The sequence below is a fragment of the Actinomyces sp. ICM47 genome (assembly GCF_000278725.1).
Taxonomy (GTDB): domain Bacteria; phylum Actinomycetota; class Actinomycetes; order Actinomycetales; family Actinomycetaceae; genus Pauljensenia.
In genome coordinates this window covers 1-15,501 of record NZ_ALCA01000036.1, presented here as the reverse complement: position 1 = coordinate 15,501, position 15,501 = coordinate 1, and the positions used below count along the sequence as shown (strand labels likewise).

Genomic DNA, 15,501 nt, shown 5'->3' with positions numbered 1-15,501 from the left:
CCTGCCGGTGCGGGTGTGGCTTTTACGCCGGTGTCCGCTCAGGGGAAGAAGCGCATGAAGCTGATCGGGATTCTGGTCGGCGTTCTCGTGGTGCTGGTGATTGCTGGCGTGGTGGCGATCAAGGTTGCGAATAGTTCTCGTACGCCTGAGGCCGAGGTGCGTAAGTACCTGGATCTGCTGGCTGCCGGTAAGGCGAGCGCGGCGACGGCGATGGTCGATCCTGGCGTGAATAATGATCAGCGCACCTTCCTGACCGACGACGTGATGGCCTCGGCAACTTCGCTGCTGGTCGTGGAAGACGTCGTTGCGGATAAGAACGACGATTCCGACACTCGCACGGTGACCGCGACCATGCAGGTCAACGGCGAGCGCTTCACCCATGCCTTCCGTGTCACTGCGGACGATGCGACGATGGGCGTTCTGGACAACTGGAAGATTCGGGACTCGCTGGCAGTGCCTGTGACCGTGGACGGTGATGGAATCGGTCAGTTCTCCGTCGGTGAGACGAAGGCCTCCATTGACAAAGCCAGTTTCTACGTGGAAGGGCGTTCCTTCCTCTTCTACCCGGGCGCATACAATTTCACGCCTGTCGCACCGAACGAGTATGTTGACACGACTCCTGTCTCCGTCTCCGTGCTCGATGACGTGCGCACTCGAAATAACGATGGCAAGAGCGACGTCACCTTCAAGGCGACCTATAACGACAAGCTGGAAGCCGCTGCTCTCGAAGCAGCTCAGACGCTCGTTGAATCGTGCGGGACCTACCCCGGCAATCAGGGGGATGACTGCTCGTCCCTGATTCGGGGAGATAGTGTCACCGCTATTTCCATCAAAGAAAAGCCGACATCTCTCGATTCGTACAGCTTTGATCCAACGTCATTTTCCGGGAGCGTGACATACACGGTTACGACAGGGGAGGGGGCGCTGTTCCCAGGAACGAGGGACGTCGGCCTGACGGTGAAAGTTGACGCGCGTTTCGACGATGACGGAGTGCTGAAAGTGACCGCCGATGGCAAGCCGGACTTTAGGGTGTCCTTCGCCTTCTAACGTCCGCCACTGTCGCCCATACACCCGGTGCCCGTCCGCGTGAAGCGGACGGGCACCGTCTATCCGCACTGTGATCCTTCTTTGACTCGTCGCATGCGTGGCGTGATACTGGGCACGTCTGAGCGACCGGATTGCGGGGTGCGCAGTGCACACCGCAATCCTGGCTGTGGTTTGTCAAACGTTGTGAGGAGTGCGTGATGAGCACGGAGAAGAACAAAGCAAGTGCGGCACCGATACCGGCGCCGCCTGTGACCCCTGCGATTCCGGGTCCGCCGGCGCTCGCCGGTGCAGGCGTGCCGTCCCCCTCTTCTGGTCGGGGCAAGAAGAAGATGATGCTGATTGGGATGCTGGTCGGCGTTCTCGTGGTGCTGGTGATTGCTGGCGTGGTGGCGATCAAGGTTGCGAATAGTTCGCGTACGCCCGAGGCCGAAGTACGCAAGTACCTGGATCTGTTGGCTGCCGGTAAGGCGAGCGCGGCGACGGCGATGGTCGATCCTGGCGTGAATAATGATCAGCGTACCTTTCTGACCGACGACGCCATGGCCTCGGCGACCTCGCTGCTGGTCATCGAAGAAGTAGCCGCCGACAAGAATGAGGACGCTGAGACCCGTCAGGTGTCGGCCACCCTGCAGGTCAACGGGGAGCGCTTTACCCACGCCTTCACCGTGACCAAGGAAAAGCCGACGATGGGTGTCCTGAATAACTGGACAGTGAAGGGGTCGCTCGCCGCGCCGGTGAGCGTCGACGCCAGCGGGTACACCCAGTTCACGGTCGGCGGCGTGAGCGCCGATGCACCGCGCAAGCTTGTCTCTGGCAAGCCGGCCACCTACCTCTTCTACCCGGGCGTGTACACGTTCACGCCCGTCGCCCCGAGCGAATACGTGGATGTTAACCCTAAGACAGTTGCCGTCCTCGATGGCGTCCACGGTGGGACCACCTCCTATGCTGATGACGCCGACGTCTCCCTGATTGCGACCTACAGTGACGAGCTGAAGGAGGCGGCGCTCGAGTCCGCGAAGGAATTCCTGAACTCCTGCGCCTCCATCCCGGGCAACCAGAATTCTGACTGTCCGTTCGCCCTCCAAAGCGACGCGGTGACCGCGATCTCCGTCAAGACGATGCCCACATCGCTGGAGCCGCTGGAGATTGATCCGGGGGTCTTCCAAGGGCCAGTCACTTTCGCGGTGACCTACTCCGACAAGTACTACATGCCGGGAACACGCGACGTTGATGCGAAGGTAGTGGTCAACGTCCAATTCAGCAACGACGGGCTGCTCAAGCTCACGTCGGACGGCAAGCCTGATTTCTTCGTTGGGGCACCCCTTTAAGGTCATTGCCTCCCTCCGACCCGTGATGTCGCCCGTCCGCGTAGCGGACGGGCGACATGCGTGTGTGCGCCGGAACCCGACCCCGGCCTCGTTCCAGGAATGTGAGCCGCGTGTAGCCTTGAGGTCCCACAATGCTTATGTGACAATTGTCAGGTTGTGTCCGTCGAACCCTGCACCACATCCCAGGCGCGGGACCGGGGCAGAGCGTCGCACAGTGAGGAGAAACAGTGGAACCGAACGCGCAGAACACGACCCAGGGGACGAGCGAGCCGCCTCCCATCCCCGAACAGACTGTCCCCGTGCCTCCGGTACCCGCCGCGCCTCCCGTGCCCGCTGCGCCGCAGACGTACGTGACGCAGCAGGTTCCCGTCATGGCTCCGGTGCCCGGCGAGGTGCCGCCTGCCGCGCCGACGAGCGGAACCATCGCCTTCACTCCCATGTCCACGAAGAGCCGCCGCCGCGTCAAGCGGAGCGTAATCGCCGTCGTCGTCCTCGCAGTTGTCGCGGGAGTGGGCGCGCTCGCCGTCATGTTCGCGAACTGGACGCGCACGCCGGAGGCAACAGTGCGCCAGTACCTGGATTACTTGGCCGCCGGCAAGGCCAGCGCGGCGACAGCAATGGCAGACCCCGGCCTGGCTAACGACAAGCGCGCATTCCTCGCGGACGATGTCATGGCCTCGGCCGACGCACGCATCGTCATCGAGGACATTGTCGCCGACACGAACGAAGACGCAAAGACGCGCACGGTCACCGCCACCATGCAGCTCGACGGGGAGCGTTTCACCTACAACTTCACCGTCTCCTCCGCAAAGCCGACGTTCGGTGTGCTGAAAAACTGGAAGCTCGAAAACTCGATGGTCATGCCCGTACGCATTATGGGAGACAAAGTCTCGAAGTTTTCCATCGGCGAGGTAACGACGTCGGTGAACGCTGGCGACATGAGTACTGGCACGGAGTTTGTGTTCTACCCGGGCATCTACACACTCACTCCCGTCGACGTGGGCGAGTATATCGACGCCGATCCGGTGACCGTGCGGGTTAAGCCGGAGACCGGCTCCGGTCGATCGGGGGATACCGCCCAGCGCGTCCAGCTCAAGGGAGCCTACAACTCCAAGCTGTCGGACGCGGCCCTGAGCGCGGCCGTCGCCCTGACGAACTCGTGCGCCACCGTCCCCGGAAACATTGACCAGGCCTGCCCGAATGCTGTTCGCGCCACAAACCTGGCAGTCCTGCAAGTCAAGAAGACGCCTACCACCATGACGAAGTCGGGTGAGAAGGGCAGCTACACCGGGGAAGCAGTGTTCTCGATCCAGAGCACGAGCAGCTGGGACAAAGAACCTCATGACGTGAACTCGACAGTCACTGCAACCGTGACGCTCGACGAGAACGGGTTGATCAAACTCGACTCGTCGGGCCAGCCGGTGTTTAAGGTGACCTTCGGTTACTGATTGGAAAGCGGCGTGGGGCGCAAGCCTCGCGCCGCCCCGTCTCTTCATGGTTGTTCTCCAATGTGGTGGCAAGCCGCTGGAGGCACGCTATGATGGGTTGTTGGTAACTCTGTCACAGTGAGAGTGGAGCAGTCCCATGAGCAATGACGCGCAGGCAACGAGTACACGGCGGCCCGGTCGGCCTAAGGCTGGCAGTGAGGACAAGAAGGCGCGCATCCTTGCCGAGGCGTTGACGTTGTTCTCGACCCGCGGGTATGTGGGAACCTCCCTGGCGGACATCGCGCGGGCCTCGGATATTTCGAAGGCGGGGCTGCTGCACCACTATTCGTCGAAGGATCAGCTGCTGGCCGCCGTCCTGGATGAGCGTGATCGCCGCACGATGAGTCGGCTGCCCGGCGGCGACGCGGGGGCGGAAGTCGCGCTCGACGCGTGGGTGGAGATGGTTGCCCACAATCAGCGTCATCCTGACGGGGTGGCCCTGTATACGGCGATGTCGGCGGCGGTCATCGATGCTGATCATCAGGCTCATCCGTGGTTCCGTCAGCACCTGATGAGTGCGATCGCCTACCTGGTCGATGCCCTCGAGCGCGGAAAGGCGACAGGCGAGGTGCGTGCGGACGCGCCGAGTGAGCAGATTGCCCGCAAGCTGGTTGCCCTCTCTGATGGTCTTCAGATTCAGTGGCTGTGTGCGCGTGTGGATGGGGGAGGAGACGTCGACATGCGCGGGGTGACGGCTGGTGTGGTTGCCGACGTGAAGGATCGCTGGCTCGTTCGGTCATGAACGAGACCGGGGTTGCCCTCCTGTGAAAAAGACACTCGTCTAGTGAAATGCGTCACGGATGATGAGCCTCATTGACCATTTTGCAAGGATTGGGGCTTAGGTCCCTTGAGCGTGGTGGCTTGTAGTCATCATCTGGCGGTACGGGCGTGCCTCATGCGCGTTAGGATAGACAAACCAGCATGCTTTACAATGTCGGGAGTTTTGCCGAGCGTGCCTAGCGGTGACGCTGTACGCGACGCGGAGTATCCGACGCATTCTCACGCCTGGAGGTCTACGCATGACGAACACCGCTGTTCCCACCCCGCCCCGCCCTGATTCCACCGCTCGACGGTGCCCCGATGATCTGTGGATCCTGGGGGAGCGCGCAGTGACCCGAGCCCGCCGGTGGGCTGATGAGTCTGCTCACGAGCCCACGCCACGGTCGGCCAAGCTCCTGTCCCGCATTCTCGCGGATCCGGATGGTCTGACGTTCACGACCCGATTCGTCGACGACGTCGTGCGCCCCACGGACCTGGACGTGGCCAGCGCGGCCATGAAGCGTCTGTCGGCTGGCCGCAAGAACTTCCTGCCTCCGGCGCTGGCGGCGGCAATGGGGCTGGGATCAACGGCGTCGCGCCTGGCACCGCGCACCGTGACGGCCACGGCGCGTCGCGTGTTCCGTGAGATCGTCGGTGACCTCGTCGTCGATGCAACGGACAAGGGACTCGGCCCGGCGCTCGCTCGCCTGCGTAAGGGTGGGAACCGCCTGAACGTCAACCTTCTTGGCGAAGCGGTTCTCGGTGAGAAGGAGGCATCCCACCGTCTGGCCGAGGTCTCGCGCCTCGTGACGCGCGAGGACGTCGACTACGTCTCCATCAAGGTCTCTGCAGTGACTGGCCCGCACAATCCTTGGGGCTTCCAGGAGGTCGTTGACCATGGCGTGAGTGCACTCCTGCCTCTGTACCGCCTGGCCCGCGATCACGGGACCTTCCTGAACCTCGACATGGAAGACTACAAGGACCTCGACCTGACGATTGCGGTGTTCACCGCCATCCTCGACCAGCCGGACATGCGCGGCTACGAGGCCGGCATCGTTCTTCAGGCCTACCTGCCCGACTCCCTCGGTGCCCTTCAGCGCCTCCAGAAGTGGGCGCGCACGCGCGTGGACGCTGGCGGTTCACGCATCAAGGTCCGCATCGTCAAGGGCGCGAACCTGTCCATGGAGCGGGTGGATGCCGAAATTCACGGGTGGGAGCTCACCACGTGGCCTTCCAAGCAGGCTACCGACACCAACTACAAGCGCATGCTGAACTGGGCCATGACGCCCGAGCGTACCCGAGTGATCCGGCTGGGCGTGGCCGGTCAGAACATCTTCGACATCGCTTTCGCTTACGAGCTGCGCGCAGCACGCGGCGTCGAGGACAGCGTCGAGTTCGAGATGCTTTCCGGCATGGCGACGGGCATCCAGGAAGTCGTGCGTCGCGATGTTGGTTCGCTGCTCCTGTACGTCCCGGTCGTCAACCCCCGCGAGTTCGACGTCGCCATCTCCTACCTGGTGCGTCGCCTCGAAGAGAATGCTGCACCCGAGAACTTCATGTCCGGCGTCTTCGATATCGCCACAAACGAGGACGTGTTCGCCCGTGAACGTGACCGTTTCCTCGCCGCCCTGTCCGACGTCGATCCCGACGCTGTGGTGCCCGTACCCAACCGCGGTCAGGACCGCCTGGCTGAGCGTGCGGCCGGGGTGCCCGCCGAGCAGGGGAGCGTCGCTGAGCGCGCGCGTCGTCCCTTCGCCTCCGAGGCCGACTCCGACCCTGCGCTGGCAGCCAACCGCCAGTGGGCCCGTGAAATCGCTGCGGCTATCCCGGCGTCGACGCGCGGCGTCGAGGCGGTTCGTGCCGGTGCGCAGGCCCTGGCTACGAACGAGGCAGTGGATGCGCTGATCGAGGCGAGTGCCAAGGCGGCCCACGCCTGGCAGGCTCTTGCCCCCGAGGAGCGTGCAGCTGTGCTGCACCGCGTGGGTGATGTCCTGGCTGCGCGGCGTGGCGAGCTGATCGAGGTCGCTGGATCCGAGGCCGGTAAGACCATCGATCAGGCTGATCCTGAGGTCAGCGAGGCCATCGACTTCTGCCACCATTACGCTGCAGCCTCCCTGGAGCTGGCCGACGAGGCACACATGGCGGGCGCGCGATTCGTCCCCGTGGATGTCACCGTCGTCGCCTCCCCGTGGAACTTCCCCGTCGCCATCCCGGTCGGTGGCGTCGCCGCAGCCCTTGCGGCGGGTAGCGCGGTCATCCTTAAGCCTGCCCCGCCTGCCAAGCGCTGCGCGGCCGAGCTGGTCGCCGCCTTCCATGAGGCCGGGGTACCCAAGGATCTGGTGGCGCTGGCCCCACTCGAGGACGGGGATGTCTCCCGGTACCTCGTGACCCATGAGGGCGTCGGTCGCGTTGTGCTGACGGGTTCCTACGACACGGCTCGCCTGTTCCGCTCGTGGAAGCCCGACATGCACCTGCTGGGCGAGACGAGCGGTAAGAATGCCATCATCGTCACGCCCTCGGCCGATCCGGATCTGGCCGTGCGCGACATCGTCCACTCGGCGTTCGCGCACGCTGGACAGAAGTGCTCGGCATCCTCCCTGTTGATCCTCGTCGGCTCGGCCGGTAAGTCCGCGCGTATCGCGCGCCAGCTGGTGGACGCAACCGCGTCGCTGCGCGTGGGGCTGCCGGCATCGCTGGATTCCCAGGTCGGTCCCGTCGTGGTTCCCGACGATGAGAAGGCTGTGCGCGGCCTGACGACACTGGGCGAGGGGGAGCACTGGGTGCTCAAGCCCCGTTACCTGGGCGATGGGCTGTGGACTCCGGGTATTCGCGCGGGCGTCGTGCCCGGTAGCGAATTCCACCTGACCGAGTACTTCGCGCCCGTCCTTGGCGTTATGCGCGTCGATACGCTCGAGGAGGCCATCGAGGCGGTTAACGACGTCGACTACGGTCTGACGTCGGGCCTGCACACCCTCGATACCGAGGAACTCGCGACGTGGTTGGAGGGCATTGAGGCCGGCAATCTCTACGTCAACCGTGGCATCACGGGTGCCATTGTGCGTCGTCAGCCCTTCGGTGGGTGGAAGCGCTCGGCTATCGGCTCGACCACGAAGGCCGGTGGCCCCTCCTACCTGCTGGGGCTGGGAGAGGTCGAACCCGTGCGTGACACCAGCGCGTCGGGCCGTGCCGTGTCTGCGGTGCCGGTTGACCCGCGTGTCCTCGCGCTGTGCAACGCGGCTGCTCCTCACATGGACGGTGCCGACGCGGCCGAGCTAAATCGCGCGGTCGCCGCCGACGCCGCTGCCTGGGCCAGCGACTACGGTGCCAACCGGGACGTTACCGGCATGGCGTGCGAGCGCAATATCCTGCGCTACCGCCCCACCCCGGTCCTCGTGCGAGCCGGGAGCGGAACTGCCCTGGCGGATACCGTTCGCGTCCTCGCGGCGGGCATCCTTGCGGGCGGTCCCATCGGCCTGTCCGTCGCCGACCAGCTGCCGGGCGCGGTGCTGGAACTGGCGGAGGCTGCGGGTATCGAGGTGACGATTGAGGATGCGCGCTCGTGGGATGCTCGCCTGGCGATGGTTGCGACTTCGGGTGGTCTGGGGATGCGTGTGCGCGTCCTCGGACCGCGTGAAGAGTCCTCGGCGCAGCGGTGGGCTCACGCGACCCGCGCGAGCTGGGGCAGCCCCGACGTTGCCCTGTACACGGGTGCTGTCACGGCATGGCCGCACTCGGAGCTGCTGCCCTTCCTGCGTGAGCAGGCAGTCTCGATCACGAACCACCGCTTCGGAACGCCGCTCGACCTGGCTGCGAACCTCCTCTGATCGGTGCGTGCCCCGCGGCATTGACCCATCCGATGGGTCGATACCGCGGGGCACTGCTATCCTTCGGCCGATGCTAGGGGCGCTGGCAACGCGTGGGGGAGCGGTGCCCAAGAAATAGGTAGGCAACAAAGAACGCCCGCGACTCATCGTCGCGGGCGTTTGTCCATGCCCACGTGGGGCAGGTAGGATCCGTCAGATCGCGCGAGCAACCTTGTCGGACTTCAGGCACTTGGTGCACACGTTCAGGCGCTTGGGCGTCCCGTTGACCAGGGCGCGAACGCGCTGGATATTCGGATTCCACCGGCGGTTGGTGCGAACGTGCGAGTGCGACACGCTCTTGCCGAAGCCGGGTCCCTTACCGCACACGTCACAAACGGCAGCCACGATGTTCTCCTCGGTATGTCTTCCAGTTCAGTCTTTGGCTCCCCGCGGTCGCGGGGAAACGCATCCTTCGGTGCTTGAACCGAAGGCAACCATGACAGAATAGCGGATGATGTGCGCTGTCAACAACTCGCACGAGCTTTTGGTCGTGTCAGGTCGCACACAGCGTGCACGGTGGGGACAATTGAGAGTCGTGAAAGGGGAGTCATGGAACTGAATGCATCGGTGATCATTGCGGCATGTCGGGCGGGGGCTGAGGAAGCCGCCAGGCTCGCGCCCTTCCTTGACGACCTGGACGGGTGGGATGGCGCGGACTGCGACACCGGCACAAATGCGGCGGCGACGATGGCTGCGCTGGCGGCGGCCATGGACTCCCTGGAGCCGCGCGCGCACCCGCGCGTCGCGCTTGAGGTGGGTGTCGAGACTCTGATCCGTCGGGGCGTCGGGCACAGCAGCGTCGCGCTCGCAGCCCTGTTCGAGGCCTGGGTCGCTGCTCTGGGTGATGATCGGGAGGTGACGCCCGTCGCGATGCGTCGCATGCTGGCCTCCTCGCTGGTTCCCTCCTCCTCCTTTATTCAGTGGTCCGATGCCCTGGTGGAGATGCTGGGTGGCGCGGTACGGGAACTCGCGGAGCTGGGGCCGACTCTCCCCGACGTGGAAGACGTCTTTTCCCGTTTCTCCACCCAAGCTCAGATCGGCCTGGTCGATGCCACGAATGAGCTGACGGGACGCATTGATCCGGGCGGCGCGTTTATCGCCCTGGTCTTGGCCTGCATTGATGCATCCATGAGGGATGATGCGGGCATTCTGCAGTCTTTCACGGCGATGCTCGCCGACCTGGCGCGTCGCCATTCGCGTGCGCCTGAACCCGCCTCCCCGCCGCCGGGGCGCGATTTCACGGTGGATATCATCCTGGAGGGCACGCAGGAGGACCTGCGCTGCCTCCTGGGACGCCTGGCTGGCCTGGGTGCACGCCTGTCCTACGTGGGGCGCGTCGACCTGTTCGGCATGGGGGAGTGGCGCCTGCACGTGGATACCTCCGCGCCGCTGGCGGCGCACCCAACATCGGGGCAGGTCGTGCGCTTCCAAGTCAGCGACGCGCGGCCCGACGATCAGATCGGCATCGACGAACTGGCGGACGAAGGCCTGACGCACCGTGGGGTGCGTCTGCTCCAGCGTCGTCCGATGCGTCGGGTCGAGCGTGCCCGCGTCATCGCCTGCACGCGCGCCCCCGGCCTCGTCGAAGACCTGGCGCGCGCTGGCGCGGTTGTCTTCCTGGAACCGAGTGCGGTTGATGCGGCGGGGATCGTGTCGGCCGCGGTCTCACGCACGGGCGTGACACTCGTGGCCCCCTGCGATGATGCCAGCGCCGCCCTGGTAGGTACTGTGGCCTCGGTCTTGCCCTCAGTGGCACCGGGTGTGCCCGCGATCCTGCGGGCGGATAGCCGCGACGACCTGGGAGTGCTGGCCGTGGCTCGCGCCTGTGCACCGTTGTTCGTGCCCCAGCCGGGTGGGGTGGAGTCAGCACCGACCCTCGCCCGGATCCTGCGCGACAGTGCGCATGAAGCACTGATGACGAGCGCTAGCGCGCCCCTGCCTCGTGACGGGGATCCCGCTGGCATCGCCGAGGCCTTGGCGGAGGTCACGCAAGAGCGACCGTGCGCGTGGCGCCTCTTGATTTCGCGGGAGGACGACGGTCCCTACACGTTGGCGACCGTGCGTCAGCTGCTTGCGACGCGTGTCCCCGGTATCTTGATCGACCTGGAGACATGGGATGGTGGGCAGGCGGGGCCGAGCCTGGTGGGGTGCACCCTGTGAGTGCACTGGATGTCCCGCTGTCGCTACGACTGCCCAAGAAAATCGCAAAGGCCCTTCACAACGCTGACATCGTCACGGTCGGCGACCTGCTCATGGTCGCGCCGCGTCGCTACTACCACTGGGGTAGGCTCACCCCCCTGTCCTCCCTGCGTGAGGGCGAGGATGTGACGATCCTCGCTGAAGTCGCCGGAGCGCACCTGGTCGCCAACAGAAGCGGCTCAGGAGTACGCCTGGAGGTGAGCCTCACCGACGGCGTCCAGTATCTGTCGGCGACGTTTTTCGCGAAGAGTCAATTCAAGCTAGCCCCCATCGAGCGCCTCCTTGTACCGGGCCAGTCTTTCCTCTTCGCGGGCAAGGTCGGTGCCTACCGCGGCAAGCTCCAGCTCACACACCCGTCTTTTGAGGGCGTTGACGGGGAAGACATCGAGCGCATCGCATCCCGTCCCATCCCGATCTATCCCGTGACCGGCACACTGACCTCATGGGCGATTGCTCGTGCTGTCGGCATGGTGCTCGACCACCTCGACGATTCCGACGTGTCCGACACGGTGCCCGCCGCGATCCGCGAGCGCCAGCGCATCGGCACCTACGCTCAGTGCCTGCGCCGGCTGCATCAACCGGAGTCGGACGAGGACTACCAGCAGGCACGCCGAGCGCTGGCGTTTACAGAGGCCTTTGTTCTTCAGGTGGGACTGGCCGCCCAGCGTCGGGGTGCGCGCTCGATCCCGGCCCTGGCCTCGCCCGCTGACGTGCCGCTTGTTGACCGTTTTATCCAAGGCCTGCCCTTCACGCTGACGGATGCTCAGCGGGGTGCGGTCGACCAGATCGGGGCGGACCTGGCGGACGAGGTCCCGATGCAACGTCTCTTGCAAGGAGACGTGGGGTCCGGCAAGACGGTGGTCGCACTCATCGCCTTCTTGCAGGTCGTCGCCGCAGGCCACCAGGGGGCCTTCGTCGCACCCACCGAGGTGCTCGCCGAGCAGCACACCGCATCCCTGCGGGCTTTGCTCGCGCCCCTCGGCGACGACGCGCCCGACGTGCGCCTGCTCACCGGGTCGACGACCCCCGCCGCGCGCCGAGAAATCGCCCAGGCCATGGCCTCGTCTGCGCCCCTCATTGTCGTGGGCACGCACGCGCTCTTCCAGGAATCCGTGCGCTTTGCTGACCTTGCCCTAGTTGTCGTTGACGAGCAGCACCGTTTCGGTGTCGAGCAGCGCGCCGTCCTGCGAGGAGCACGCGAGGACGGACGCGGCGTCCACGAGCTGGTTATGACGGCCACGCCCATCCCACGCACGATCGCGATGACCGTTTTCGGGGACCTCGACGAGACCCGCATGGGCGGCATGCCAGCCGGGCGCGCCCCCGTGGCCACCTACCTCGCGGACGCGGCCAACGCCGCCTGGGTGGAGCGCACCTGGGCGCGCGCTGCCGAAGAAATCGCCCAGGGGCGGCGCGTCTACGTCGTATGCCCGCGCATCGATGCCTCCGATGAGGTCGCCGACGCCGACGATGAGGGAGTGCGACCGCTGGCATCGGTCGAGCAGGTCGCCGCCTACCTGCGTTCCCACCCCGCGCTTGCGGGCGTTGCCATTCATGAGCTGACGGGGCGCACTCCTTCCGCGCTCAAGGCGCAGATCATGGAGGACTTTTCCGCCGGTCGTGCCCCGCTCCTGGTGGCCACGACCGTCATCGAGGTCGGGGTGGATGTGTCCGAGGCGACCCTCATGGTGATCCTCGATGCCCAGCAATTTGGCTTGGCTCAGCTGCATCAGCTACGCGGGCGCGTCGGGCGTTCCTCCCTGCCCTCCCTGTGCATTGCGATGCACCGTCACGAGCTGACGGATGCGGGCAGGGCGCGCCTTCAGGCGTTCGCAGGCACGACTGACGGCTTTGAGCTGGCCGAGGCCGACCTGCGCCTGCGCAAGGAAGGCGATGTACTCGGGGCCGGGCAGTCGGGGACTGCGACACACCTTCGATTCTTGTCGGTGCGCCGCGACGAGGCCCTCATCCGAGCCGCGAAGGACGAGGCCGAGGCTCTGCTGGCCGAGGATCCGACGCTGCGCTCTCACCCCGACCTGGCGCGCGCCCTGCGTCAGGCGTCCGATGGTCAGCTCGAATGGATGCAACGCTCCTAGGTGCAGGCCGGTAGGGTAGAGGCATGACCAGAATCGTCGCAGGTAGCGCCAAAGGCAGGACCCTCGCCGTCCCCAAGTCGGGCACGCGCCCCACGTCCGAACGAGTGCGCGAGGCTCTCTTTTCGCGCCTGGATCACATGAACGTCCTGGAAGGGGCGGTCGTGCTCGACCTCTACGCCGGCACCGGGGCCCTCGGCCTTGAAGCGCTCTCCCGTGGTGCCGCGACCGCGACGCTCGTTGAGAAAGCGTCCGGAGCCGCCCGCGTCGCCACGTCCAACGTGCGTTCGACCGGTCTGAATGCCCGCGTCGTGACCGCCGACGCTCGCGCCTACCTGGCCGCGCGCAGCGGCCAGGTCCTGAGTGGCGAGGTCGACCTGGTGTTCATCGATCCGCCCTACGATATCGCCGAGGCTGACATGACCGCCGTCCTGGAGGGCCTCGCCCCGTGGATTGGACCCGACGCTCTCGTCGTCGTCGAACGCTCCACGCGCGCGCCCGCCCCCACCTGGCCGACATTCCTGATCCTCGAAGACGCGCGCGCCTGGGGGGAGACGGTCGCCTACTTCGCGGGTCCGCCCCTACCCGAGGTGGAACTCGAGGATACTGACGAATCCGACGGCACCCCGGCCTCGTCGATGAACGACGGGAACGCCCAGTGATCGCTCTTTTCCCCGGCTCCTTCGACCCCTTCACCCTCGGTCACCTCGACGTGGCCGAGCGCGCCGCCGCTGTCGCTGATCGCCTCATTATTGGAGTGGGAATCAACCCCGCCAAACGTGGACTCATCGCGCCCGAAGACCGCGTCGACCTAGTCCGGGAGGCGACCGCGTACCTGCCGGGCGTGGAGGTCACCCTTCTCGCAGGTGCCACCATGGACGAAGCCTCCCGCCTGGGTGCAACCCTCATCGTCAAGGGCGTTCGCGGCTCGCAGGACGCGGATTTTGAAGCGCCGCAGGCCGCCCTCAACCTTGAAGTCGGAGGTATCGACACGTGGTGGATTCCCACGCGGCCCGGACTCGGGCATGTGTCGTCGAGCGCCGTGCGCGAACTTCTCAGCCTCGAAAAAGATGTGTCACGGTATGTCCCACCAGCGATTGTGCGCTATTTGACGGACAATAGACAGTGAAGCATGCCCGGTGAACGCAGGAGGGATTCATGGCTGACGTACCCGCAGACAAGAACCAGGACGAGTGGAACGAGGAGACCGTCTACGGCCCCTCCACCGTGATCGCTGCCCTCGACCAGATCGAAGACCTCGTCGAGTCCTCCCGCTCAGTTCCCCTGTCCGCTTCCATCATGATCAACAAGGCCGAAATCCTCGACCTGCTGGATCAGGCGCGCGAAGCCCTGCCCGAGGACCTCGTCGCCGCTGACGCCGTCGTCGCCGACGCGGACGCCGTCCTGGGACGTGCCGATTCCGCCGCTGAGACGCGCATCGCCGAGGCCAACTCGCGTGCCTCCTCCACCCTCGACCAGGCCAACGAGCGTGCCGCCCAAATCCGCTCTGACGCCGAAGAAGAGGCTGAGCGCACGCGCGCACGTGCCGACGCCGAGGCTACCGCCCTGATCTCCCAGGCGCGCGCTGACGCCGAAGCCACCATTGCCGACGCGAACGCGCAGGCCGATCGCATCGTCTCCACCGAGAACATCGTGCGCATGGCCGAAGACCGCGCCCGCGAAATCGTCTCCGAAGCCAAGCGTTCGGCGACCCAGCTGCGCGAGGGTGCCGACGACTACGTCGCCACCTCCCTTGACGAACTCGCGCGCCTTATTTCCGACGTGTCACGCCGCACTGAGGCCGGTCGCCGAGCGATCGCTGAACGCCGCGGCGTCGACGTCACCGATGTGGACCTGAGTGATGAATGACAAGACCTTGACCCTCTCCCTGGCGCGCCTACCGCGCGCGCTGGGATCCGCGCTCCACGAAGACATCGTGTGGAGCGCCCCAGACGACCTGGGCACCCCCTCCATGGCGGTTGCCCCAGGCACGCCCCTGGACGTGTCCGTTGACCTGACCAGCGTCGAGGACGGCGTCCTTGTTCAGATCGCGACGTCCGTGGACCTGGTGGGGGAGTGCGTGCGCTGCCTCGACGAGGTGCGCGACCACCACGACGTGTCCAGTGCGGAGGTCTACTTCGAACCCGGTGCTCCCGCCTTGACATCCTCCGACGAGGAGGACGAGGAAGCCGACGACCTTTTTGTGATCGGTGAACGCGACACGATCAACATCGACACGCAGCTGCGCGATGCCATCATCACCCTCGTCGACCCGCTTCCCCTGTGCAGCCCCGACTGCGCGGGCCTATGCGACGTGTGCGGAGACAAGTGGGCTGACCTGCCCGCCGATCACGAACACTTTGTCGTCGATCCGCGTCTGGCCTCCCTGGCGTCCCTGCTGGACGAGCACACCGAGCCGGGGCGATCCTGATGGCCCGCTCAAAGCACCTTCCCGTCCCGCCGCGCACCGACACCGACGCGCTCGTGGAGGCGTGGGGCACGCGCATTGATGCTCCCTTGTTGCAGCTCGCGCTCGTGCACCGCTCCTACGCGAACGAGGCCGGAGGAATCGCGAACAATGAACGCCTGGAATTCCTGGGTGACTCGGTGCTCTCGATCATCATTGCGCAGAAGCTCTACGAGCAGTATCCGGACGTGGCCGAGTCGGACCTGTCGCGCATGCGTGCGGCTACCGTCTCCCAACAGCCCCTCGCGGCGGCCGCCC

Annotated in this window: 13 protein-coding genes; 12 read left to right on the top strand and 1 reads right to left on the bottom strand. The window is 65.5% G+C overall.

The window, feature by feature from the left end; genetic code table 11:
* The 5 genes from HMPREF1136_RS02545 to HMPREF1136_RS02525 all read left to right on the top strand — a co-directional run.
* A partial coding sequence (locus HMPREF1136_RS02545; protein ID WP_034504553.1) for a hypothetical protein occupies nt 1-1,047 on the top strand: 1,047 nt, incomplete at its 5' end.
* A gap of 197 nt (nt 1,048-1,244) precedes the next feature.
* Nucleotides 1,245-2,375, top strand: a complete 1,131-nt coding sequence (locus HMPREF1136_RS02540; RefSeq protein WP_051023508.1) for a hypothetical protein — start codon at nt 1,245-1,247, stop codon at nt 2,373-2,375.
* A 227-nt stretch (nt 2,376-2,602) separates the two neighbouring features.
* The gene (locus HMPREF1136_RS02535) at nt 2,603-3,823 is read left to right on the top strand and encodes a hypothetical protein (RefSeq protein WP_009647752.1); all 1,221 of its coding nucleotides are present in this window, start codon (nt 2,603-2,605) and stop codon (nt 3,821-3,823) included.
* A 136-nt stretch (nt 3,824-3,959) separates the two neighbouring features.
* Nucleotides 3,960-4,604, top strand: a complete 645-nt coding sequence (locus HMPREF1136_RS02530) for a TetR/AcrR family transcriptional regulator (RefSeq protein ID WP_009647748.1) — start codon at nt 3,960-3,962, stop codon at nt 4,602-4,604.
* A 277-nt stretch (nt 4,605-4,881) separates the two neighbouring features.
* Complete coding sequence (locus HMPREF1136_RS02525) at nt 4,882-8,445, top strand: proline dehydrogenase family protein (protein WP_009647746.1); 3,564 nt, start codon at nt 4,882-4,884, stop codon at nt 8,443-8,445.
* A gap of 192 nt (nt 8,446-8,637) precedes the next feature.
* Here HMPREF1136_RS02525 and rpmB read toward each other — a convergent pair whose 3' ends face one another.
* Entirely contained in the window at nt 8,638-8,829 is a 192-nt protein-coding gene (rpmB, locus tag HMPREF1136_RS02520; protein ID WP_003792657.1) for a 50S ribosomal protein L28, read from the bottom strand.
* A 204-nt stretch (nt 8,830-9,033) separates the two neighbouring features.
* Between rpmB and HMPREF1136_RS02515 the strand changes: the two genes are divergently transcribed.
* The 7 genes from HMPREF1136_RS02515 to HMPREF1136_RS02485 form a co-directional block, all read left to right on the top strand.
* Entirely contained in the window at nt 9,034-10,644 is a 1,611-nt protein-coding gene (locus HMPREF1136_RS02515; RefSeq protein WP_034504545.1) for a DAK2 domain-containing protein, read from the top strand.
* Nucleotides 10,632-12,779, top strand: coding sequence for an ATP-dependent DNA helicase RecG (locus HMPREF1136_RS02510; RefSeq protein ID WP_198002801.1), 2,148 nt, complete (start codon nt 10,632-10,634; stop codon nt 12,777-12,779). The genes HMPREF1136_RS02515 and HMPREF1136_RS02510 overlap by 13 nt, the downstream gene beginning before the upstream one ends.
* A 23-nt stretch (nt 12,780-12,802) precedes the next feature.
* Nucleotides 12,803-13,438, top strand: a complete 636-nt coding sequence (gene rsmD / locus HMPREF1136_RS02505; protein WP_009647754.1) for a 16S rRNA (guanine(966)-N(2))-methyltransferase RsmD — start codon at nt 12,803-12,805, stop codon at nt 13,436-13,438.
* The gene (gene coaD / locus HMPREF1136_RS02500; RefSeq protein WP_009647751.1) at nt 13,435-13,905 is read left to right on the top strand and encodes a pantetheine-phosphate adenylyltransferase; all 471 of its coding nucleotides are present in this window, start codon (nt 13,435-13,437) and stop codon (nt 13,903-13,905) included. The genes rsmD and coaD overlap by 4 nt, the downstream gene beginning before the upstream one ends.
* Before the next feature lie 29 nt (nt 13,906-13,934).
* On the top strand, nt 13,935-14,645 hold the full coding sequence (locus HMPREF1136_RS02495; protein WP_009647749.1) for a hypothetical protein: 711 nt from the start codon (nt 13,935-13,937) through the stop codon (nt 14,643-14,645).
* On the top strand, nt 14,638-15,207 hold the full coding sequence (locus tag HMPREF1136_RS02490; protein WP_009647745.1) for a YceD family protein: 570 nt from the start codon (nt 14,638-14,640) through the stop codon (nt 15,205-15,207). The genes HMPREF1136_RS02495 and HMPREF1136_RS02490 overlap by 8 nt, the downstream gene beginning before the upstream one ends.
* Nucleotides 15,207-15,501, top strand: a 295-nt coding sequence (locus tag HMPREF1136_RS02485) for a ribonuclease III domain-containing protein (RefSeq protein WP_009647753.1), incomplete at its 3' end; no start/stop codon positions are given. The genes HMPREF1136_RS02490 and HMPREF1136_RS02485, both read left to right, overlap by 1 nt.